Below are 20815 nucleotides of genomic sequence, written 5' to 3'. Positions count from 1 at the left end.
TATCCGCCCAGAGACGACATGCCTTGAAATATCCGGCTCTGACTGGGAAAGATAGAGGGCTCACTGACCCCTCCCCCGGACGACGCGTCGGCGCGAGCCTCCTGCGAGCGATCTGCGAGCACCCGGGTCCAGCCTCGTGGCACGGACTCGGCGGGTTCACCCGCCTCGACGAGCGGGAGGAACCATGAGCGCCACGACGTCGACCAGCACGGCCGGCACCAGCGACCTGTTCGAGACCCCGGACCCGGACGCCGGCGTCGACGTCTTCTCCGCGCGGGTGGTGGCCGCGACGATCGGCGTCATCGAGTCGTTCGCGCTGCACCTGGGGAGCACGCTCGGCTGGTACCGGGCGCTCGTCGACGAGGGGCCCCTGACCTCGGTCGAGCTGGCCCACCGCACGGGCACCCAGGAGCGCTACGCGCGGGAGTGGCTCGAGCACCAGGCGGTCAGCGGCTGGCTGCTGGTCGACACCGACGACGCGACCGTCGCGCCGACCGAGCGCCGGTTCCGCGTCGCCCCGGGTGCCGTGGCGGTCCTCACCGACCCCGACAGCCCCGCGCACACGGCTCCCCTGGCCGGGTTCGGCGTCGCGGTCGGGCGCCTGTTCGACGACTACGTCCAGGCGTACCGCTCCGGCGGGGGCGTGAGCTGGGCGCAGCTCGGGCCGGACGCGCGGACGGCACAGGCCGCGATGAACCGGCCCCTCTTCCTGCACCAGCTGGCGCAGGAGATCGTCCCCACCCTGCCGGCGCTGCACGCGGCCCTCCGCGGGCCGGCCCTGGTGGCCGACGTCGGGTGCGGCGAGGGCTGGTCGTCGATCGGCCTGGCCACCGCGTTCCCCTCGGCGCGGTTCGAGGGGTTCGACGTCGACGAGCCGTCCGTGGCGGCGGCCCGGCGGCACGCGGCCGCGTCCGGCCTGCACGACCGGGTCACCTTCGCGTCGGTCGACGCCGCCGAGCTGCGCGAGACCCGGGCCGGCGCGTTCGACGTGGTCATGGCCTACGAGTGCGTGCACGACATGCCGGACCCCGTCGGGGTGCTGGCGGCGATGCGGGCGATGGTCCGCGACGACGGCTACGTGCTGGTCATGGACGAGCGGGCCGAGGAGACGTTCGGCGCACCCGGCGGCCCGGTCGAGCGGCTGCTGTACGGGTTCTCGATCCTGTGCTGCCTGCCGGACGGGCTCTCGACCCCGGGCAGTGTCGGCACGGGGACGGTCATGCGGCCGAGCGTGCTCAGGGGCTACGCCGAGTCCGCCGGCTTCTCCCGCGTCGAGGTGCTCCCCGTCGAGCACGACTTCTTCCGCTTCTACCGGCTGCACCTCTAGGCACGGCGGGCCGGGGGTGGTGCCGCCGTCGGCTCCGACCCCACGGGCGCCGTCGGCAGGAGCCGCGAGAAGTAGAGCGCGAGGGCGGCCACCATCGCGAGCACCGCGAGGCTGGCCCGGAGGGCGTCGATCCGGGCCGCCTCGTTCTCGTCCACGATCGCCGCGACCTCGTCCGACGGCAGGCCGGCGTCCGCGAGCGCGGTCTCCAGCTGGGCGTCGGAGACGAACGGGACGCCGCCCGCGAGCGCCACCTGCGCGGTCGCGCTGACCTCGGCGCTGACCTGCGGGTTGTCGCCGAGGCCCACCAGCAGGCTGGACGTCAGGGTCGCGACGAGGATCGATCCCGCGACCGCCGTCCCCAGCGAGGCCCCGAGGTTGGTCATCGTGTTCTGCACGCCCCCGACCTCGCCGCTCTGCTCGTCGGGCACCGCCGACACGGTCACGGCGCCCAGCTGCGAGGCCAGCGCGCCGACGCCGAAGCCGGCCAGCAGCAGCGGCACGGCGACGATCTCGGCCCCGGCCCCCACCTCGAGCGCGGCCATCAGCACGACGATGCCGAGCAGCATCGCCACGACCCCCCAGCGCACCACCTCGCGCGGTGAGGCACGGGGGAAGAAGCGCGGGATGCCCACGGCGGCGACCAGCAGCGAGACCGAGAGCGGCAGGAGCCGCACGCCGGTCTGCAGGGCGGTGAGGCCCAGGGCGATCGACAGGAACAGGGGGACCACGAAGAACAGCCCCGCCTGGATCATGAACTGGAAGAAGAACATGGTCAGGCCGCCGACGAGCCTCGCGTTGCGCAGCATGGCCAGGCGGAGCAGCGGCTCGCGGCCGGCCGCCTCGACCCGCTGCTCCCAGGCGACGAACAGGCGCAGCACGACCAGGCCCGCCAGCACGAGCCAGACGGTCGGCGACAGCCCCAGCCAGGACGGCCCACCGGGACGCGTGAGCACCCACCCCCACTCCCCGGACCGGAGCACGCCGAACACCGCCAGCCCGAGGCCGAGCGCCGAGAGCGCGGAGCCGACCAGGTCGAGCGGGAACCGTTCCTCGGGCTCGGCGTCCGCGATCCGGCGGGTGAGCGCAAGGATGCCGATCACCAGCACGACCTCGCCGGCGAACACGTAGCGCCACGTCCAGTAGGTGGTGACGAACCCGCCGATGAGCGGCCCGGCCGCGACCGCGATCGCGCCGGCGGAGGCGACCAGGCCGTACGCCCGCGGCCGGTCGGGCGTCGCGAAGTTCGAGGCCACCAGCGCGACGATCGCCGGCATAATCAGCGCCGCACCGAGCCCCTCGAGCACCGACCACCCGATGATCAGCACGGTGAGGCTCTGCGAGATCGAGGTGACGAACGACCCGCAGGCGTAGATCACGCAGCCGATGGCGAACGCCCGCCGGCGGCCGATCAGGCTGCCCACCTTGCCGCCGGTGATCATCATCGTCGCCATCACGAGCGTGTAGAGCGTGATGGCGGTCTGGATGCCGGTGACGGTCGTCCCGACGTCGTTCGCCACCTGGGCGATGGACACGTTCATCACCGAGCTGTCGAGCGTCATGAGGAACTGGGCCGTGGCGAGCGTGAACAGCACGAGCCCGGCAGCTCCACCCGCACGACGAGCCATGGGCACCGCGTCCCTCCTCCGGGCGACGACCAAGGAGTACCACCGACCGGTGAGCCGCCGCTACGCCGTCGCGGTGCCGGTCCCCATCGCCGCCAGCGCGCGCCGGGCGGCGGGCTCCGGGGCGAGGGTGCCACCGACGTCGGCGCGCTCGGCGAACCGGTCGGCGCCCAGCCGCGCCTCGAGCTCGTCCCGGGCCCGGTCCAGCCGCTCCCGCTCCGCCCCGAAGCTCACCGACCCACCCGTGGCGACCGCACCCCAGAGCTCGGCCGCCGCGTCGTCGGCGCGCAGGCGCACGAGGAGGTCGACGAGGTTGCGCAGCGTGGTGACCAGGTGGGTCCGGTCGGCCCGCACGAGCCACCACCGGACCACCTCCTCGAACGCGGCCACGGCGGCACCGGGATCGCCGTGCCGGGCCAGCACGGACGACGCCGAGACGCGCGCGATCCCGCCGAGGAACAGGCAGCCGGACGCCTCCGCGAGGGCGACCGCGCGGTCCAGGTGCGCGAGCGCGACGGCGGGCCGGCTCTCGACCTCGATCTCTCCCGCCGCGTACTCCAGGTTGCCCCGCACCGTCGGTCCGAGGTCGGGGTACCGGGCCAGCTCCTCGCGCGCCACCGCCAGGAGCTCGCGCGCCTCGTCGAGCCGGCCGGAGTACGCCGCGCGCAGCAGCGGGTAGCTCAGGCCGGCCAGGTGGTAGTGGGCGTCGCGCCGCGCACGGGCGATCTCCGCCATCCGGGTGCCGATGGCCGCGGCGTCGTCCAGCCGGCCGTCGTACAGCGCCACGTCCGCGACCATCTCGAGCGCGGTGAGCCGCGTCGCGTCGTGGGTGGTGACCTCCAGCGCGCGCCGCGCGCGGGCCTCGGCGGCGCGCAGCTCGCCGCCCAGCACGAGTCGCGACGCGACGGCGACCTGGGCCGGGGCACCGTCGGGGTCATCGTCCGCGAGCACGGGCCCGAGCCGGGCGCCCCACCCGAGGATCTCGTCGTTCATGGTGCCCAGCGCGTGCACGTGCAGGGCTCCCGAGAGCCGCGCGGCGAGCGCCGGGTCGGCGCCGCGGGCCCAGGCGTGGGCCGCGCGCAGGTCCGCCACCTGCACCGACAGCAGGCGGCACGCCTCGGGCTCGGCGGACGTCCGCAGCGCGGCGTCCGCCTCGGTGGCCACCCGCAGGAACCACTCCGCGTGCCGGGCCCGCAGCGCCGGTCGGACGGGGGCGGCCTCGAGCACGGCCGAGCGGACGGTCTGCAGCATCCGGTAGCGCGTGCGGCCGTCGCGGACGTCGAGCGCGAGCAGCGACCGCCGCACCAGGTGGCCCGGCACCTCCGCATCGGCGTCGAGCACCGCGACGGCGTCGACCGGGCGCACCGGCCCCGCGAACACCGGCCAGTCCTCGAGCACCGCGCGCTCCTGCGGGGGCAGCAGCGCGCGCGACCACGCGATGACCGCGCCGAGCGAGCGGTGCCGGTCCGCGACCGCGCGCGCCGGGTGGGACAGTGCGGCGGCGCCGGCCTCGAGCTGGTCGCCGAGGTCGGCGAGGCCGACCGTGGCCACGCGGGCAGCCGCCATCTCGATGGCCAGGGGCAGCCCGTCGAGCTCGCGCACGACGCGGTCGAGCGCCGCCTCGTCGGGTTCGGTGGTCCACGCCCCGGCTGCTCTCGCCCGGTCGACGAACAGCCTGCGGGCCGGTGGGTCGTCGCCGTCGACCGGCAGCGGGGCCACGGCGTGCACCCGCTCCCCCGCGACCTCCAGCCGCTCCCGGCTGGTGACCAGGACACGCAGCGGGCCACCCGCGGCGAGCAGGTCCTCGACGACGGTCACGACCGCCTCGATCACGTGCTCGCAGTTGTCGAGCACGACGAGCAGGTCGAGGGTGCCGGCGCGACGCAGCAACGCCGATGAGCTGCCTCCGTCGCCGGACAGGCCGAGGGCCGCGACGGTGGCCGGCGCGACGGCCGCCGCCTCGGACAGCGTGGCGAGCTCCACCAGGCGGACGCCCGCCCGGTGCCGCGCCGACCGTCCGCGGGCCACCTCCAGGGCCAGTCGCGTCTTGCCCACGCCCCCGGGCCCGAGCACCGTCACCAGCGGCGCCTGCGTGACCAGCGCGTCGACCGCGGTGAGGTCCGCCTCCCGGCCGATGAACGTCGATGCCGGGGCCGGCAGCGACGGCGGTGCCGACGGCGCTGGCCGTCGGTCGTCGCCCGCGCGCAGCGCGTCGTGCTGGGCCTGGCGCAGCGCGGCAGATGGCCGCAGGCCGAGCTCGTCGAGGCTCCTGGTGGCGCGGGCGACGGCAGCGACCGCCTCGGCGGGGCGGCCGGCGGCCGTGAGCGCGCGGGTCAGCAGCGTCCACGCGGTCTCGCGGTACGGCTCGTCCCCGACGAGCTCCTCGAGCACGGACAGCGCGTCCTCGAGCCGCCCCTGCGCGCCCAGCGCGGACGCCAGGTGCTCGCGGGCCGCGCTCCGGGCCGCCTCGAGCCGCACCGCCTCACCCCGCACCGCGACCAGCTCCGCGGCCCGGCCGAACGCCGGCCCCCGCCAGAGCGCGAGAGCCTCGGTGAGCAGGCGCGCGGCCACCGGCGCGGGCTCCCCGGCCGCCTGCGCGACGAGCGCGTCGAACCGGGCGGAGTCGAGCCGATCGGGGTCCAGGTCGAGCACGTACCCGCCGTCGACGGCACGCAGCGCCAGCCCCTGGGTGCGGCGCAGCCGCGAGGCGTGCGTGTGCAGCGTGTGCGTCGCCGTGGCCGGCGGGTCGTCGCCCCAGAGCGCCTCGACGAGCACCTCCGCCGGCGCGACCTGCCCCCGGCGCGCCGCGAGCACCGCGAGCAGCGCCCGCTGCCGGGCGCCGCCGACCGGCACGCTCCGGCCGTCGGCGCGCAGCTCGATCGGGCCGAGAACCGCGACCTCCATGCGCCCGATGCTACGAGTACGTTCGTGACAGCAGGGACGAACCGGACATCGCCGCCCCCGTGCCGGGGCGCTGCGTCGAGGAGTCGAGGTGCCCATGGTCGACGAGCCGCAGGCGACGCCCGCCGAGACCGGCTGGTACCGCCACCTCGACCTCGTCGCGACCGTGGTCCTGGCGGTGGCCACGGTGCTCACGGCGTGGTCGGCGTTCCAGAGCAGCCAGTGGAGCGGGGTGCAGGCTGCCGCCTACAGCGCCGCCTCGCGCGAGCGCGCGGAGTCGAACCGCGCCCAGACCCTCGCCGGCCAGCAGTCGATCATCGACGTCATGCTGTTCACCGACTGGCTGGACGCCCTGCACAGCGAGGGCGACACGGTCGTCGTCCCGGACCCCTACGTGCCCGACCCGACGGTGTACTCCGGCTTCCTGTTCGAGCGGTTCCGCCCCGAGTTCCGGCCGGCCGTGCACGCGTGGCTCGCGGAGGAGCCGCTGACCAACCCCGCGGCCCCGCCCAGCCCGTTCGCCATGGACGAGTACGTCCTGGCCTCGGCGCAGGAGGCGGCCCGGCTGGAGAAGGCCTCGGACCGGTCGGCCGCCACGGCCCGCCTGGCCATCGAGCGCAAGGACAACTACGTGCTGGCCACCGTGCTGTGCGCGTCCGTGCTCTTCTTCTGCGGCATCGGCTCCAAGCTGGGCTCGCCGCGGCGCCGCGCGGTCATGATCGCGATCGGCGGTGCGGTGCTGCTGGCCACCCTCGTCGTGGTCCTCACGTTCCCGGTCCACTTCTGAGGCGGCTCACCCCACCAGCGGGCTCCCGGGGTCGCCGCGGAGCTCCGCGGGCCAGCTGGCGGACTCGTCGCCGAGCGTGACCGTGATGGTGTCGGGCACGAGCCCGTCCGGGTTGGCGAACGCGAAGTCGGCGACCGCCGTGACCGCGATCGTCTCCAGGTGGTAGTACGCGCCGGGGTCCGGCGCCTCGAGCACGGGCAGCTCCTGGTCGCCAGCCCGGAGGCTGACCGCGACAGGCTGGCCGCTCAGCTGGTCCACCTCGCCGACCGCGATGCTCACGTGCAGCCGGGCGACACCGCCGGTGTTGCTCTCCAGGGTGGGCAGCACCCAGTGCCCGCCCACCCTCTGCGCCTCGTTCATCAGGCCGTCCCTCCGCAGTTCACCGACCAGTCGGACCGTCTGAGCACGAGCGGGTCACCCGCCGAGTCCACCGTGGCCGAGTCGACCGCGTCGCCGTGGAAGTCGAGCTGGACCACGACCACCTTGCCCGTCGGTCCGGGCCAGCCGGGCCGGTCCCTGCCCCGGAACGAGCACCCGGTCTGGGGGTCCGGCGTGTACTCGCTGTTGCCGAACTGGATCCCCCGCCGGTGCCCGTAGTAGTACTGCTTGCCGTCCTCTTCCTTGCCGTCCTCGAGGAAGTTGTCCGACGTCGACCCGGCGGGAGGGGTCGGCCGCATCGGTCGGGGCGGACCGCCCAACGGGTCGGCCAGCAGGTGCTCCTTGACCTCGCCTCCGACCGTGAACTGGCCGCGCACGTACTGCCGGTACTCCCCCACCGCGCACGTCGTCGGGTAGGGCGTGCTCTCGAACTCCACGGCCATCTCGAAGTACTCGCGGAAGTACGTGCCCCCGGCGATCGGCGCGGCCTCGCAGCCGCCCCGGGCCATCGGCACCCGGAACCCGCCCGCGAGCGCGTCGGCCATGGGCCACTCGACGGCCGCGCTGATCAGCATCGGGAACACCCCCGGCCACCCGGCGGTGATGAGCTTCGGGTACCCCGGGTCGAGCGCCTTTGTGGCCTGGTCCAGCCGCCCGTAGCAGTCGTCCTTGAACCAGTAGACCTTGCCGTTGCCCCAGTTCACGGCCGCGTCGATGCCGGGCTCGAAGATGGTGCCGGCGATGCCCGTCCAGTTGCCCTTGACCGGCTTCGGGTACCCGGGGTCCAACATGTCGTTGGCGATGTCGTGGCGGATGTACTGGCCGCCCTTGAACAGGTAGACCTTGCCGTTCCCCCAGTTCACGGCGGCGTCGACGCTCTGGTTGAACGGCTCGAAGGCCGGGTCCGCCGCGTCCGTCCACGCCCCCTTGATGTCCCGCGGGTAGCCGTCGTCGACCTTGTCCAGCAGCACGTCGTACCGGTAGTAGCGCGAGCCGCTGAAGAAGTAGACCTTGCCGTTGCCCCAGTTCACGGCCGCGTCGATCTCGCCGGGCAGCCCCGGCCAGCTCGACGCCGTGTCCTTGGGGTACCCCGCCGGCACCGAGTCGCCCGGGTGGTCGAACCGCGAGTAGCTCGGCCCGCTGAAGAAGTAGACCCGTCTGGCAGTCATCACGCCCCCCTGCGTGCCGGTCCTCAGACCATCGGGAAGTCGCCCGGACCCTGGTCGCCGGCCGGGAGCTCGGCGGGCCAGGTGGCCGACTCGCCCCCCAGCGTCACCGTCACGCTCTCGGGCGTCAGGTTGTCCGGGTTGTCGAACGCGAAGTCGGCGATGGCCGTGATCGCGAGCGTCTCCAGGTAGTACCAGGCACCGTCGGCCGGCGCCTCGCTCACCGCCAGCTGCTGGCCGCCGGCCTGCAGGGCCACCGTGACCGGCTGGCCCGTCAGCACCTCGGTGTCCTCGACCGACACGCTGACGTGCAGCCGGACCGTGGTGCCCACGCTCTCGATGGTGGGCAGCGTCCAGCGCCCACCGAGCATCGTCGAGACGTTCATCAGGCGGTCCCCCCGCAGCTCACGGACCAGCTCGACGTCTGCAGCACCTCGGTGCTGGTGGCCGAGTCCACGGCGTCGCCGCGGAAGTCGAGGTTGACGGACAGCACGTTCCCGGTCGCCGAGCTGATCCCCGGGTTGTCGATGCCCCGGAACGCGCAGCCCGTCGGGAAGTCGGGCGTGAACTGGCTGGTGGCGAACACCTGGCCGCGCCGGTGCCCGTAGAACAGCTGGGCGCCGCCGGCGGGCAGCTGGATCCCGTCCTGCTGGAAGTTGTCCCCCGCGGCCCCCACGGCCGGCCGGGGCAGCATCGCCGGGGCCGGGCCGCCGCGCGGGTCCGCGAGCAGGTGGGTCTTGACCGCGCCGTTCACCCGGAACTCGCCGCGCACGTACTGCCGGTACTCGCCCACGGCGCAGGTGGTCGGGTACGGGGCGGCGTCGAAGTCGATGTTCATCTCGAACCGCTCACCGAACCGCGACCCCGCGCCCGTCGGCACCTGCTGGCAGCCGGCCCGGTTCTCGGGCACGCGGAACCCGGCGGGCTGCACCGCGGCCATGGGCCACTCGACCGCCGCGGTGATGCCCGTCGGGAAGACCCCCGGCCACGCCGCGCTGATGAGCCGCGGGTAGCCGGCGTCGAACGACTTGGTCCCCTGGTCGACGCGGGCGTAGCTGTCGCCCTTGAACCAGTAGACCTTGCCGTTCCCGAAGTTCACGACGTCGTCGACGTCCTTCTCGAAGATCGTGCCGTCGACGCCCGGCCAGTTGCCCTTGATCGGCTTGGGATAGCCCGGGTCGAGCGTGTCCTTCGCGATGTCGTGCCGGATGTACTGGCCGCCCTTGAACAGGTACGCCTTGCCGTTGCCCCAGTTCACCGCGGCGTCGATGCCGGAGTCGAACGCGCTGGTCGCGGCGTCGGTCCAGGCCCCCGCGATCGGCCGCGGGTAGCCCGGGTCGACGGCGTCCAGGAGCACGTCGAACCGGTAGTACTGCGCGCCGCTGAAGAAGTAGACCTTGCCGTTGCCCCAGTTCAGGGCCGCGTCGATCGTGCCCGGCAGGCCGGTCCACGACGCGGCGGTGTCCCGCGGGTAGATCGGTAGCACGGTGTCGATCGCGGTGTCGAAGCGGGAGTAGTCGGTCCCACTGAAGAAGTACACGCGCTTGGCTGTCATCACGCCCCCTTGCGAATCCGAGTCAGCGCGTCCAGTTTCGACCCGTTTGGGTGATGTTGGCCACCACCTCGTGGGTGGTAGTCCGGGTGAATCGCCGTGCGCGATGCTGAGCGCGTGCCCGGCGACGCCTTCCCCACCGTGACGGTGCTGGACCACGGGCCGCCCGACCGCCGCTTCGACGTCGTCGTCCTCGCCGACGGGTTCGGGGCGCACGAGCTCGACGCCTTCGCGGAGGCGGTCCGCGCGTTCGTCGCCGAGCTCCTGGCCACCGAGCCGTTCGGCCTGCTGCGCGCGCTGGTCAACGTGCACCGGGTCGACGCGGTGGGACCGGGCACCTCCGTGCTCGACGGCCGGCTGGTCACGGTCGACGAGGACGCCGCCCTACGCCTCGCGCGACGCCACGTGCCCGACGCGGACGCGGTGCTCGTGCTGGCCAACCGCGAGGAGTACGGCGGCTCGGCGGGGTCCGTCGCGTGCCTCACCCGGCACCCGTGGGCCGCCGCGCTCGCCGTGCACGAGCTGGGGCACGCCGCCTTCGACCTCGCCGACGAGTACGGGCACGAGGGCCGCCACCCGGGCCCGGAGCCCTCCCGCCTCAACGTCACGCTCGAGCGCGACCCCGCGCGTGCGCCGTGGGCCGGGCTGGCCGGCACCGGCTGCGTCGAGGGCGGCGACCGCTACGCGTCCGGGGTCTACCGGGCCCAGGCGACGTGCCGCATGCGCACCCTGGGCGAGCCGTTCTGCGTGGTCTGCGCCCGCGAGATACGGCGGGTCCTGCTCCTGCACGCGCGCGGCGAGGGCCGTACCGCATACACGGACATTTCGCCCTCCCCCAAACGGGTGGTCGGGGATAGATTCGACGAGGCGTGACCTCCGGCGACGTCGCCGGACCGGGTCCGTCGCCGACTTCAGGGGGGCCTGATGCAGTCGATTCCGGTGTTCGACACCATCGAGGGAATGACCGTCTTCCGGGACGATGACGACTTCGCGCACTTCTACTACCTGCCGCGGACGTTGCGCATCGCGACCGGCCCGGACGGCAAGCCGATGTTCACGTTCCTCAAGTACCAGTTCCCCGTGGAGCACACCGGGGACGACGAGAAGGGCGGGGGCTACCTCGTCTTCACCACCGAGCTGGTGGAGGACCCCAAGTTCCTCGAGACGACGGTCCGCCCCAAGCTGCTGGACCGCATGCGCGCCGAGCGGCCGAACGAGCCGAACATGCCGCCGCCCAAGCTCACCTCGATGGACTTCATCGCGGGCGAGGTGCGCCTGCTGATCATGAAGGACGACAAGTTCGTCGCCGAGGTCCAGTCCGGCAAGCCGTCGCTGTTCGCGCAGAACACCGCCTCGTACGCCGTCGAGCTGAAGACGCTGGGCGCCGACCTGTTCTACCAGGCGCTCAAGAAGGGCGCCGGCGTCGGGATCGTCGAGTACTCGCTCTCGTTCGACACCCGCCTCCCGGCCGTGCACGTCTACGCCCACTGCGACTCCAACGAGGTCAAGGACGTCGTCATGACGTACACGACCTCGCAGGTCACCGACGGCAGCGTGTGGGGCGACGACACCTCGACCGAGGCCCACCGCACCTCCATCAGCGAGACGATGGAGTCGCAGGGCCTCATCACGCTGAACATCGACAAGGGGTCCAGCCAGATCAAGGACGAGGACGTCGAGGCGCTGCGCAGCTTCGCGTTCGGGCGGATGGACGAGTGGCTCAAGGACCACTTCCTCAAGGGCGGCTCGATCGCCACCGACAAGGACCGCGAGAACCAGTGGATGAGCTTCATCCACGAGGACATCCACCAGGTGTTCAACCTCGACCTGGTCCAGCGCGACGTGGTGGTGCGCCAGTACAACCCGAGCGCGACCATCGCCCCGTCGTTCATCGGTGCGCCCGTCGACGACGTGATCCTCGACATCGACCTGGGCACCGCGGAGTGGTACTTCAACACGCTCACCGTCAACGTCGACACCAACCTCGACTTCGACGTCTACGGCGACCTGGTGCACAGCGTGGTCGGGCACATCTCGTACACGGGCCAGAAGGACGGGCGTGACATCTCGAAGCGCGAGAGCTTCGCGTTCACCAAGGCCGACCACGCGCCCAAGACCTTCACCACGCGCCTCGCGCAGGTCAGCGCCGACACGTACACCGTCGACGTCGACGTCAACTACACGTCGGGCCCGGTGACCACCGCGCGGCTCTACTCCGAGACCTCGCACCTGCGCGACTACACCCTGCGCGTGCCCAACCCCGGGGTCATGGCGCTCAAGGTGGCCGCCAACGACAAGAACGCGTTCGACACCCAGAAGCTCACGTCGATCGAGGTCGAGATCGCCTACGGCGACACCGCGCACAAGGTGCCGGAGGTCGTGGAGAAGGTCATCCTCACCAAGGACGCGCCCGAGGTGGACTACCGGCGCGTCATCTACGCGCCCTGGACCGAGCCGTACCGGTACCGGTTCACGTACGTCACCGCCGACGACACCTCGGGCAGCCAGCGGATCACGACCGACTGGTACACCGCCGACCACGACGACAACGCGCAGTCCGCCTACCTGTCCGTCTCCACCCCGTTCGACGACGGCTTCCACCTCTCGGTGGTGCCCACGGTCGACTGGTCCGAGGTGCAGACCGTCATCGTCGACCTGGCGTACGAGGACAAGGCGCACGACTACCAGCAGACCCGGTCGCTCCAGTTCTCCGAGTCGACGCTGGCCGCCCTCGCTCCCCCGCAGTGGCGGTTCCTGCTGCGCGACCCCGACGCTCGCGCATACCGCTACAGCACGAAGATCGTGGGCAAGGACGGCTCGGTGGTCAGCACCGAGTGGGCACCCGTCGAGTCCGACGCCTCGACCCTGGTGGTGGGCAACGCCCGCGGCGGCGTGGTCAAGGTCAGCGTCGACCCGTCCGACACCGGCGTCGGCACCGCGCTGCGCCGCGTGATCGTGCGGCTCACGTACGACGACCCCTCCCACGCGATCCACGACACGCAGGCCCTCGCCTTCTCGGCCGCGACCCCGCAGGTCTGGTCGGTCACGCGGGCCGACGCCGCCGTCTCGGCGTACACCTATGACATCGAGTACGTGCCGGCCGTCGGCGAGCCCGTGTCGGTCAAGGGCCTGACGGGGACGCTCAGCGGCGCCTCGGACTTCCTGTTCCTGCCGGCGCCGCCCGCCCCGCCGACCCCGCCGACGCCGCCGGTCGTCGAGACGCCCACGCCACCGGTGCCCGCACCGCCGACACTCCCGGTGGTCCCCGACCCCGGCCTGCAGCCGGCTCCGCCCGCGCCCACGCCCCAGCCCTGAGCCACGGTGCCGCCGTGCTCTCGCTCGAGCCGCCGTACCCCGTCGTGGACGGGTACGCCCTGCTGCCCGACCATGCCGACCCCGGCCTCTGGTACGTGCTGCCGTCCGCGCCGCAGCTCGCGGTGCACGACGGCGTGCCCGCGCTCTCGCTGACGCAGTACCTGGGCGGGGGCGCCGGAGCCGCGAAGGTGTCCGGCGGGATCCTCTCGCTCACCACGCAGCTGTTCGTGCCGCCCGACGTCCTCGACGACCTGCCCGCGCGCCTGGCCGACGTGCGCGGCGTCGCCGGCTCGCGACCCCGCGTGGTGCCCGCACCGCTCGACACGGGCACGGTCGAGCTGGTGGTCCTCGGGCAGACGAGCACGCCGCCGAAGGAGGGGTCCGCCGCGCCGGGCGGCACGTTCGAGGTCCGGTACGCGGGCGGCGGGCGGCCCTCGATGGGCGCGACCCAGGACGCCACCTTCCAGCTGGTGCTCAACGAGGCGGCCGCCGAGATGATCGGCGCCTGCCTGGACCTGCCGGAGCAGCCGGTCATCGTCACCTACGCCATGACGTTCGCGGCCCTGCGCCCCGCGTTCACCATCGACATCCACGCCGACTGGGCGAAGGTCTACTCGTCCCTCAAGAGCAAGCTGACGACGAACGCCTGGTACGTCGCCGCGGACGTCGAGACCGCGATCTCGTCGGCGTTCGAGGAGTCGGGCGTCCAGATCGACACCGTGATCGAGGGCACGGGCGAGGGCGCCCGGGCCGCGGCCGAGCGGACCCGCACGCAGCTCACCGACTGGGTGCTGGACAAGCTGTTCCAGCCGATGATCCCGCCGCCCAGCACGGGCGAGACCGTGGCCGCGGTGGTCGACGACGTGGTGTCCAGCCTGACGCGCGCGATCATCCCCGGCGCGTCCTTCCGGCTGAAGGCCGTCGACGAGAACCAGGTGCGCCGCATGGACCTGCGCGCCCGCGAGCGGGTCGCCGAGGTCCGGGACCTGCGCCCCCAGGGCACGCTCGGCGGCCTGCTGAACGCCCTCCGGGTGGACGAGAAGGGCAAGGAGCGCCCGACGTGGCCGGCGGTGCGGTCGCGCCTCGTGCAGGAGGTCGAGCTCAGCGGGTTCCCGCGGCTCGAGGTGGGCGTCGAGGTGGTGGACCGGTTCGCGTCCGACCGCCTGCGGTCGGTGCAGGTCGAGGTCGCGCGCACGCCGGTCGAGGCCACCGCAGAGCCGACCCCCGACGCCGCCCTGACGTTCACCGCGCCCGGCCAGCACCGGGACTGGGTGGTCAACCTGCTGGAGGAGGCGCAGCGCGAGCGGGTGTGGGACCGCCCCTACGTGTACCGCGTGTCCGCCGACTTCGACCCGTCCTCCCCCGTGCGCCCGCCCGGCCCGGCGGTCTCCGCGTGGCGGACGCGGCAGTCGACGGAGCTCGTGGTGGACCCGCGCGAGGCCTACGCGGTGACCGACGTGACCGTCACCGTCGCGCCGCTCTTCTCGTTCGCGCTCTTCCCGGCCGTCACGGTCGAGCTGCACCCCGGCTCCGCGCAGGACGCGCCCGCGACCGCGCGCGTGCAGCTCGACGCCGCGAACCCCCTGCAGCACTGGCTGTTCGCGTCGCTGCCCGACGACGTGAGCTGGTCGTGGCGCGCCACCTACCACCGGCCCCCCGAGGCCGGCGGGGACGTGGTCTCGCCGTGGTCGTCGGCCGTCGAGCCGTTCTGCTCGCTGCCGGACCCGATGCCCGAGAAGCTGACCGTGACGTTCTTCGTCGACCTGCCGTGGGCCGACCTCGCGGCGGCGCTGCTGCAGGTCCGCTACGAGGACGAGGCGGCCGGCGTGCGGTACCCCGAGGAGACGGTGCGGCTCGGCGCGGACACCCCGAACCTCACCCGGACGTACTCCATCGCGGCCGGCGGGTCGCGCGCCCTCGCGTACCGACTGACCCTGCAGCCGCTGGTGGGCCCGCTGGTCGACGGGTCGTGGCGAGCGGCGACGGACGACCGCGTCATCGTCGACCGCCGGCTGGTCGAGGAGCGCCAGGTCCAGGTCAAGGTGCTGGGCACGCTCGCGCAGCGCAAGCTCCTGCGGGCCACCCTGCGCCTCGAGGTGCGGGACCCGGTGGACCAGCACGTGCGCGCGTCGAGCGACCTGACGATCACGCCCGGCGCGGAGGCCGCCGGCGTCGCGCCCTTCGTGTACCGCCTGGGCGACCCGCCCGTCCGGCAGGTGTGGTGGCAGCTGACCACGGTCGACACCAACGGGTTCGTGGCCGTGCAGCCCTGGGCGTCCGGGACGAGCGACCTGATCGTGGTCGACCTCCGCTCGACGACCGTGAGCGGGTGACCCGGTGCTGAGCCTGGAGAAGCCGCCGACGAGCGTCGGCACCCTGACGATCTTCGCGGACCACGCCGACCCCGTGCAGTTCTACTACGCGGCGCCCGAGCCCACGATCGCCCGGACCGGCGGCCAGCCGATGTTCGACCTGTTCACGTACGCGGTCGAGCTGGCGCAGTCCCCCCTGAAGGGCACGACGATCCCGGCCGAGCTGGGCGCCGGCTTCCTCACCATGGGGGTCGAGTGCACTCTCTCCGACGACAAGCACGCCGCCGCCGTGCAGAAGCTCGGCGGCCTGCTCGACCGCGACCCGGACACGATCTCGCTGTCCCCGATCCCCTACGTGCGCGGCTCGGTCTCGGTCATCGCGCTCGACCTGGCCACCGTGGTGCCCCCCGGCGGTCCCACGATCACGCCCGGGCGCCCGCGGTTCGTCGAGAGCATGGTGGGCGGCGGCACCCCGTCGCTGCTGGGCGGCCTGCGGTCGATCTTCTCGTTCGGCCTGAGCCAGGACGGCGCGACGTTCCTCGAGGCCCTCTTCAAGGACGGGGCTGCCCCGGTCGGCGTCGTCTACGACCTCACGTTCCTCGGGCTGCGGCCGAGCGTGCAGGCGCACGTGCACGCAGACGTCTCGCAGGTGTACCGCGAGCTCGGCGGGTCGGCGTCGGTGGGCTGCCCCTACATCCGCGCCGAGGTCGAGGGAACGCTGAGCGACCTGGTGCAGAAGGGCGTCGTGACGATCGAGCTGACGTCGCAGGCCATGGGCGAGGAGGCGGCCCGGAGCAAGGAGCTCGCGCTGTCGCTGTTCAAGGACAAGATCATCCAGGAGCTCTACCAGCCGTCCCCGGGCATGCCGAACCTCACGATGCCGGCGATCCCCGGGATGCCGCCCGCGCAGGCCCCGAAGACGTCGATCGTCACGCTCTCCCTCAAGGCCAAGAAGGAGGAGGAGCTCCGGGTCGTCGACTACGACTTCTCCGAGCGGTCGCCCGAGGAGCGCACGCACGCGCCGCAGGGCTTCCTGGCCACGCTGCTGAGCAAGGACGAGGTGGCCGCGCGCACCCACAAGGTGGACCTGGCCAGCCCATTCTTCGAGCTGCTCGAGGTGCTGGTCACGGGCCCGTCCCCGGAGGAGATGGCGGCGCTCTCCCTGACGAGCGTCACCGTCGACCTGGCGTACGGGAAGGCCGGCGACGCCGTCGCGCCCGAGACCGGGAGCCTGGTGTTCCGCCGGGGCGGGCCGACGGACCTCACCTGGGCCGTGCGCCGCAAGGGCCGGTCCACGCTGGCCTACACCGCGGCCGTCACGTACGAGTTCACGCGGTCGGGCTCGGTCGACGCGACCTCGCTCACGTACACGACGGGTCCGCGGCCCGAGAGCGGACGGACGCTGTCGGTGCGCCCGTACGACGACCTCGGGGTGCTGGACGTCGAGGTGGACACCGGGCACCTGGGCGCGGGCGTCACCGACGTCGACGTGACCCTCGACTACGCCGACAAGGCGTCCGGGTTCACGGCCCACCAGCAGATGCGCCTCGCCGTCGACCCTGTCACCCCGGTCGAGCAGCGCCGGTGGCAGGTGCGGACGGGGCCCGACGCCGACCGCCACTACACCGCGGCCGCGGTCCTGACCTTCGACGACGCGAGCGCGCTCACCCTGCCGCCGGTGGTCACGGACGACGCGCTGCTGCGGGTCGACGGCCCGTTCCACGGCACCCGGTCGCTGCTCGTCCAGCCCAACGTCACGACGGAGGACGTGTCGGCGGTGACCGTCGAGGTCACCTACGACGACGACAAGGCGGGGTACCACCGGCGGTTCTCGCGCACGCTCGCGCCGACCCCGCCGCCGCCGGCCGTCGAGGGCCAGCCCGCGCCCCCGCCCGTCCCCGTCCCGCTGCGGTGGCAGCCCGTCACGCTGAGCTGGCCCGTGCTCGACGCGGCGGCGCAGGAGATCCGCTACCGCGTGACGACCGCCGCGGGCGGCGTCATCGACACCACCGACTGGGAGAAGACCACGGACCCGTCGATCCTGGTCGGCAGCACCGGCAGCCGGATGCGGTCCGTCGAGGTGCGCCTGGTCGGGCCGCCCCTGGCCGAGGCCGGGCTGGACGCGGTCCAGGTGCGCGTCGCGGTGGCGGGAGCGCCGGACGACACCGCGAGCAGCGCGTTCTTCGACCCCACGACGCCGGTCGCGCAGACCCTCAGCCTGGCCGCAGGCCCCGACGCCGCGCCCGGCTTCCGCTCGCAGACCACGAGCTTCCGTGCCGACGGCACGCAACGCCAGTCCGCCTGGACCGACAGCACCGGACCGTTCATCGCGGTCTCCACCCGCACGGTCTGATCGAAGGAGAACGTCATGCTGGACCTCGAGAGCAGGCAGGAGATCCTCGGCATCACCGTGCTCGCGGACGCCGACGACCCCACGGCCTTCTACTACCTGCCGGGCAACCCGAAGATCAGCCGGGACGCCAACGGCCCGCTGTTCGACCTCTACGCGTTCCGCAAGGGCGGCGAGGCCTCCCAGGCCTACGCGGGCGGCTTCCTCGCGATGACCGTCGACGTCGGGCTGGGCGGCCTGCACGGCGCGATCCTGTCCAAGCTCAAGGCGCGCGCCGGCGACGACGTCACCCTGACCAGCGTCCCGTACTCCAGCGGCGTGGTCCGCGTGGTCGGGCTGCAGCCCGGGCCGACCGTCGGCGCGGGCGCTCCGGTGGCGGCCGGGCCGCGGTTCGTCGAGGAGATCATGAGCTCGGGCACCGCATCGCTGGACGGCGACAACCGCTCGATCATCTCGATGAGCCTCACCGAGGACGGCGCCGCGTTCTTCCTGGGCGTGCTGAACTCCACCGCGAACGCGCTGCCGATCGGCGTGGTCTACGACCTCGAGTACGTCGGGCTGCTGCCGGCCTACAGCCTGACGGTGACCATCGACATGAAGTCGTCGTACGAGTTCATGGAGAAGCGGTTCACCGCCGGCACCATCTTCTTCAAGGCCGACATCGACTCGATCACCGAGGAGCTCACCAAGAACCAGAGCATCACGATCAAGGAGACCGCACGGCTGCTCGAGATGTCGACGCCCGAGGGCATCGCCGCCCGGCAGCGGCAGATCGCCGACCTGGTCGCCACGCTGTGCAGCGGCGCCCTGTTCCAGCCGACGCTCGTCCCCGGCCAGCCCGCCGTCGCCGGCAACCTCATGACCGCCACGCAGCCGAACCCCCCGATCACGACGCCGACGACCACCACCGGCACGACGGGCACGACGACCGGGACGACAGGGACGACGACCGGCACCACCGGGACGACCACGACCGGCACCACGGGCACCACCACCGGAACGACCACAGGCACGACGGGAACGACCACGGGGACGACGACAGGCACGACCGGGACGACCACAGGGACGACGGGGACGACCACGGGGACCACAGGCACCACGGGGACGACCACCGGCACCACGGGGACGACCACCGGGACCACCGGGACCACCGGGACCACGTCCACGGTCTCGCCGAAGGACCCGCCGCCCCCGCTCGAGGACCTCCCCAAGACCACGACCACGACCGCGACGACGAAGCCGGCCACGACGACCACCACCGGCAAGCCGGCGACCACGACGACGCAGCCCGCGACGACCACCAAGCCGGGCACCACGACCGCCCCCGGCCAGCAGGCACCGGCCTCGGGCGCCACCGAGGTCTGGGACAAGATGGGCCGCCCGCAGGTGGCGTTCGCCATGAAGTCGGTGAGCCAGTCGGAGCGCAAGACGATCGTCTACAACCTGGAGCAGGTGACGGCCCAGGCGCGGCACGTCGCACCGCAGGGGCACCTGGGCACCATGGGGAGCCTGGGCGAGCTCGCGCAGCGGGTGCACGTCATCGACCTCAACAACCCGTTCTTCGAGCGGCTGCCCATCCACATCGACTGCGCGGACGTCGACTTCGCGGCGCAGGGCGTCAACCAGATGACGGTCGAGGTCCGGTACGGGCAGCGGCCCGACGGCACGGCCCCGAAGGACACGGCGTCGGCCATCCTGCGGGCGTCCACCGACGTGAAGGACCTCGAGTTCTTCGTCGACGACAAGCGTGACCTGTCCTACCAGTACCGGCTGATCGTCGACTACAAGGCGGACTTCGGCGTGGGCGTGCGCCAGACGCACGTCGAGGGGCCGTGGACCACCACCGAGCTGCGCAGCCTGTCGGTGCACCCGCGCTGGCTCGGCGTCATGGTGCCCGCGACCGTGCAGCTGGCGCCGAACACCCCCGACGACGTCACCGAGGTGCAGGTGGCCGTCCGCTACCGGCGCGCGGACGCCGGGGTGGACGACGGCGCGCAGCTCACGCTCAGCCCGAGCAACCGCAGCGAGCTGGTCAACCTCCGGCTCGTCGCGGCGGGCGACCAGGTCACGTTCACGCCGACGGTGTTCTACGCCGATGGCACGCGCGAGGACCTGCCGGCCGTCGTGCTGCCCAACGCGCAGGCCGAGGACGCGCTGGTCGTCGGCGTGCCCAAGGCCGACCGGGTGGACGGCGACGTCATCCTCGTGGACGCACTCGGCGAGCTGGCGCGCGTCGTGGTGGACCTCGAGGTCGCCCAGAAGGGCAAGGTCGTCGAGTCGAAGAGCCTCGAGCTCACCGGGGCCGCCGGGCGCACGCCCTGGTCGGTCCGGCTGCCGGACCGGGAGGTCCCGGCCACGGTCCGCTGGCGCCAGCGCCTGACCTACGCGGACGGTGGCGTCGAGACCGGCGAGTGGGTCGACGCGACCACCCCGGCGATCGTGGCCGGCATCCCCGCCGAGGGCGTGCTCAAGGTCGAGGTCCGGTACATCGGGCCCGTCCCGTCGCAGCTGGGGCTCGCGGGCGTGGTCGTCGCCCTCACCTACGCCGACCCCGGCGGGGACCCGGCGTTCACGCAGAACGAGTCGCTGTTCTTCGACGACGCCGCCGCGGCGCAGCCGCAGGAGTGGCGCGCCCGGCTCAAGGACCGCTCCGCGCGGACGTACGGCTGGTCGGTGACGTCCCTGCTCGCGGACGGTTCGCAGAAGGCGACCCCTCCGGCGACGGCCGACCAGGACCGGCTGTTCGTCGTCCCGCCGGGGCTGCCCGCGCCGACGACGCCGACCACTCCCGTCGCGACGCCGACCCCGGTGGCGCCGGTGGCCCCGGTCCCGGTCGCGCCGACGCCGCCGGCGCCCGACCCTGGCGGCACCCCGTGATCGACCTCGCCGCCCCGGTGCCGGTCCCCGGCACGGCCGCCCGCGCGTGGCGCGACGACACGGACGCGGGCCGCGTGTGGGCGTGCGCGGACGGTCCGCGGTGGACGGTCGGTGCCGACGGCGGCCCCGAGGCCTCCCTGGTCCTCTACCGCCACGGCACCGGGCCGGTCGAGGGGGGTTCCGCGACGATCGGCGTCGACCTCGCGCTGACCGCCGCCGAGCGGGCCG

At 73.2% G+C, this 20815-nt stretch carries 14 protein-coding genes; 8 read left to right on the top strand and 6 right to left on the bottom strand.

The genetic code is table 11. The annotated features are described in order from the left end of the window. Nucleotides 1-184: 184 nt before the first annotated feature. Complete coding sequence (locus AB5970_RS12430; protein ID WP_370504257.1) at nt 185-1327, top strand: class I SAM-dependent methyltransferase; 1143 nt, start codon at nt 185-187, stop codon at nt 1325-1327. Here the strand turns inward: AB5970_RS12430 and AB5970_RS12425 are convergent. Both AB5970_RS12425 and AB5970_RS12420 read right to left on the bottom strand, forming a co-directional pair. Then, nucleotides 1324-2952, bottom strand: coding sequence for an MFS transporter (locus AB5970_RS12425; protein WP_370504256.1), 1629 nt, complete (start codon nt 2950-2952; stop codon nt 1324-1326). The genes AB5970_RS12430 and AB5970_RS12425 overlap by 4 nt on opposite strands. 60 nt (nt 2953-3012) lie before the next feature. Further along, the gene (locus AB5970_RS12420; RefSeq protein WP_370504255.1) at nt 3013-5853 is read right to left on the bottom strand and encodes a BTAD domain-containing putative transcriptional regulator; all 2841 of its coding nucleotides are present in this window, start codon (nt 5851-5853) and stop codon (nt 3013-3015) included. 88 nt (nt 5854-5941) lie between these two features. Here AB5970_RS12420 and AB5970_RS12415 point away from each other — a divergent pair, with 88 nt between their 5' ends. After that, nucleotides 5942-6637 carry a hypothetical protein gene (locus AB5970_RS12415; protein WP_370504254.1) on the top strand — a complete coding sequence of 232 codons (696 nt, stop codon included), beginning with the start codon at nt 5942-5944 and terminating at the stop codon, nt 6635-6637. Nucleotides 6638-6643: 6 nt separating this feature from the next. Here the strand turns inward: AB5970_RS12415 and AB5970_RS12410 are convergent, their stop codons facing one another. From AB5970_RS12410 to AB5970_RS12395, 4 genes are read right to left on the bottom strand one after another with little or no spacing between them, the layout of a single operon-like run. After that, nucleotides 6644-6997 (bottom strand): hypothetical protein, encoded by a 354-nt coding sequence (locus AB5970_RS12410; protein ID WP_370504253.1) that lies wholly within the window; start codon nt 6995-6997, stop codon nt 6644-6646. Beyond that, on the bottom strand, nt 6997-8184 hold the full coding sequence (locus tag AB5970_RS12405) for a hemopexin repeat-containing protein (RefSeq protein WP_370504252.1): 1188 nt from the start codon (nt 8182-8184) through the stop codon (nt 6997-6999). The genes AB5970_RS12410 and AB5970_RS12405 overlap by 1 nt, the downstream gene beginning before the upstream one ends. Nucleotides 8185-8207: 23 nt before the next feature. Beyond that, nucleotides 8208-8567 (bottom strand): hypothetical protein, encoded by a 360-nt coding sequence (locus tag AB5970_RS12400; protein WP_370504251.1) that lies wholly within the window; start codon nt 8565-8567, stop codon nt 8208-8210. Next, nucleotides 8567-9736, bottom strand: coding sequence for a hemopexin repeat-containing protein (locus AB5970_RS12395; RefSeq protein ID WP_370504250.1), 1170 nt, complete (start codon nt 9734-9736; stop codon nt 8567-8569). The genes AB5970_RS12400 and AB5970_RS12395 overlap by 1 nt, the downstream gene beginning before the upstream one ends. A gap of 114 nt (nt 9737-9850) precedes the next feature. On the opposite strand from AB5970_RS12395, the gene AB5970_RS12390 reads away from it, so the two are divergent. From AB5970_RS12390 to AB5970_RS12365, 6 genes are all read left to right on the top strand, one after another. After that, complete coding sequence (locus AB5970_RS12390) at nt 9851-10606, top strand: M64 family metallopeptidase (RefSeq protein WP_370504249.1); 756 nt, start codon at nt 9851-9853, stop codon at nt 10604-10606. Nucleotides 10607-10657: 51 nt separating this feature from the next. Continuing rightward, nucleotides 10658-13048, top strand: a complete 2391-nt coding sequence (locus AB5970_RS12385; RefSeq protein ID WP_370504248.1) for a hypothetical protein — start codon at nt 10658-10660, stop codon at nt 13046-13048. A gap of 14 nt (nt 13049-13062) precedes the next feature. Next, nucleotides 13063-15381, top strand: coding sequence for a hypothetical protein (locus tag AB5970_RS12380; protein WP_370504247.1), 2319 nt, complete (start codon nt 13063-13065; stop codon nt 15379-15381). A 4-nt stretch (nt 15382-15385) separates the two neighbouring features. Then, nucleotides 15386-17713, top strand: a complete 2328-nt coding sequence (locus AB5970_RS12375) for a hypothetical protein (protein WP_370504246.1) — start codon at nt 15386-15388, stop codon at nt 17711-17713. 15 nt (nt 17714-17728) lie between these two features. Further along, nucleotides 17729-20587, top strand: a complete 2859-nt coding sequence (locus tag AB5970_RS12370) for a hypothetical protein (RefSeq protein ID WP_370504245.1) — start codon at nt 17729-17731, stop codon at nt 20585-20587. Next, a partial coding sequence (locus tag AB5970_RS12365) for a hypothetical protein (protein WP_370504244.1) occupies nt 20584-20815 on the top strand: 232 nt, incomplete at its 3' end. The genes AB5970_RS12370 and AB5970_RS12365, both read left to right, overlap by 4 nt.

The organism is Cellulomonas sp. ICMP 17802 (assembly GCF_041295535.1).
GTDB lineage: Bacteria > Actinomycetota > Actinomycetes > Actinomycetales > Cellulomonadaceae > Cellulomonas.
Note: the sequence above shows the minus strand (reverse complement) of the source record. Positions and strands in the feature narration are given on the sequence as shown.

What these genes read in the sequence shown, in the direction of transcription:
- AB5970_RS12405 (WP_370504252.1), bottom strand. Translation starts at nt 8,184, where the DNA reads ATGACTGCCAGACGGGTCTACTTCTTCAGCGGGCCGAGCTACTCGCGG.
- AB5970_RS12395 (WP_370504250.1), bottom strand. Translation starts at nt 9,736, where the DNA reads ATGACAGCCAAGCGCGTGTACTTCTTCAGTGGGACCGACTACTCCCGC.
- AB5970_RS12420 (WP_370504255.1), bottom strand. Translation starts at nt 5,853, where the DNA reads ATGGAGGTCGCGGTTCTCGGCCCGATCGAGCTGCGCGCCGACGGCCGG.
- AB5970_RS12430 (WP_370504257.1), top strand. Translation starts at nt 185, where the DNA reads ATGAGCGCCACGACGTCGACCAGCACGGCCGGCACCAGCGACCTGTTC.
- AB5970_RS12400 (WP_370504251.1), bottom strand. Translation starts at nt 8,567, where the DNA reads ATGAACGTCTCGACGATGCTCGGTGGGCGCTGGACGCTGCCCACCATC.
- AB5970_RS12425 (WP_370504256.1), bottom strand. Translation starts at nt 2,952, where the DNA reads ATGGCTCGTCGTGCGGGTGGAGCTGCCGGGCTCGTGCTGTTCACGCTC.
- AB5970_RS12370 (WP_370504245.1), top strand. Translation starts at nt 17,729, where the DNA reads ATGCTGGACCTCGAGAGCAGGCAGGAGATCCTCGGCATCACCGTGCTC.
- AB5970_RS12385 (WP_370504248.1), top strand. Translation starts at nt 10,658, where the DNA reads ATGCAGTCGATTCCGGTGTTCGACACCATCGAGGGAATGACCGTCTTC.
- AB5970_RS12410 (WP_370504253.1), bottom strand. Translation starts at nt 6,997, where the DNA reads ATGAACGAGGCGCAGAGGGTGGGCGGGCACTGGGTGCTGCCCACCCTG.